Raw genomic sequence first — 1399 nt, 5'->3', positions numbered from 1 at the left:
ATTGCTGCTGCTTATTTAATGTTAGAGAGTAGCTGCCTGTTTTACGGATAGAGGGCAGGACTTCACTAGTTACCCATTTTTTAAATTTATATGGTGCCGTACCCTTTTTTACAGCGTCACGACATCTAAGTATTAGGGTGTACATGCCTGATTCTGAAATAATGGAAATACGTTGAGCACCTGAGCCATTACGACTATCGGTTAAACCGACAGTCGCTTTTTCATCATTATCAAGCTTAATCAAAGCATCAGCTACATTTGAAATTTTTACCGCATCGCAAACATCTTTAGCAACAAACCATATTTCATCATTTTTAATGGTCGTTCTTATTTGATGGTTTTCAAATGAATAGTTAGATAATTGAATTGGTTGATTAGACATGATTAAATCCTTGTATTAAATTAATTTAATCACCACCAACACGCCAATATTGGGGGTGAGTTAAACAAGGTTGGCGTACCGCTATACAAGGTAAACGGCGCTCTTTCGAGCCCTAGCTTAACTCACCATAGAAACAGTGCGAGAAAGCTCACAAAAAAAAGCCGCATAGAAGCGGTATTTTTGCTCCTTGTGTATTCAGGACGCCAATCCTGACAGCTCTATTGAAAGCTGCACAATCATATTAACTTGTTTAAATTTCATTTTCAACCTTTAAAAATAAAAGCCAGCTAAAAGCTGGCTATGTCTTATCCGTATTATTTAAAATGGGATATCGTCATCGATATCATCTATTGGAGCAGTAGCTGAATCATCCATAACAATAGTAACTAAATTATTGTTTTTTTTATTTGTAAATATTTTTTTATTTACTATTTATTTTTATTAAATCATATCTATCTTCATAAGTTTTAATTTCAAAAATACCCAAATCTCGTCGTTTGCTATTGACTTTTTTTCCACCCGGACACAAACCCGATTGCCCAGATTTTTTAATTTGTAATTGTATATGTGTTTCATCAATTTTTTTAAAGGTACCGTCCGAATAATAAAAACAATCGTTACTACATTCAGAAGTGGTCGTTGAAAAGTAAGTACCATATTCAGAAGTGGTCCTTGAAAAGAAAGTACCATCAGCCTTAAGAAATAAAATTGGAACATAACGAGAACAAGAACTATCTGAACTCTCTATTACATCTTTAAATATCATATATGAATCAACTTCATCATTTATAATGTCACTAATTATAATTCTCCGATTGCCATTGCTATATTCCCAAAAATTACTTATTTCACTTTGTGCGAAACAGGTAATTGGAAGCAATAATAAAAAAAGGATTTTTTTCATAGTTATTTTCTTTCCACAATAAGAAAATTTATATATTTATAATATTACATTTACATTTCTTTAAGTATACCAAAACATTTTAAATATTTCAGTTAATTTCCTTTAAATAATAA

The 1399-nt window shown here is 31.6% G+C and carries 2 protein-coding genes; both read right to left on the bottom strand.

All coding sequences use genetic code 11. The annotated features are described in order from the left end of the window. A partial coding sequence (locus H3T84_RS11935) for a BRO family protein (RefSeq protein ID WP_255518387.1) occupies positions 1-382 on the bottom strand: 382 nt, incomplete at its 3' end. Positions 383-803: 421 nt separating this feature from the next. Next, entirely contained in the window at positions 804-1286 is a 483-nt protein-coding gene (locus tag H3T84_RS11930; protein WP_198219313.1) for a hypothetical protein, read from the bottom strand. Between the last annotated feature and the right edge of the window lie 113 nt (positions 1287-1399).

Source organism: Snodgrassella sp. M0110 (assembly GCF_016101465.1).
GTDB lineage: Bacteria > Pseudomonadota > Gammaproteobacteria > Burkholderiales > Neisseriaceae > Snodgrassella > Snodgrassella alvi.
Note: the sequence above shows the minus strand (reverse complement) of the source record. Positions and strands in the feature narration are given on the sequence as shown.

Bases quoted from the DNA above. Each gene is read 5' to 3' on its own strand.
- H3T84_RS11930 (WP_198219313.1), bottom strand. From the start codon at position 1,286: ATGAAAAAAATCCTTTTTTTATTATTGCTTCCAATTACCTGTTTCGCA.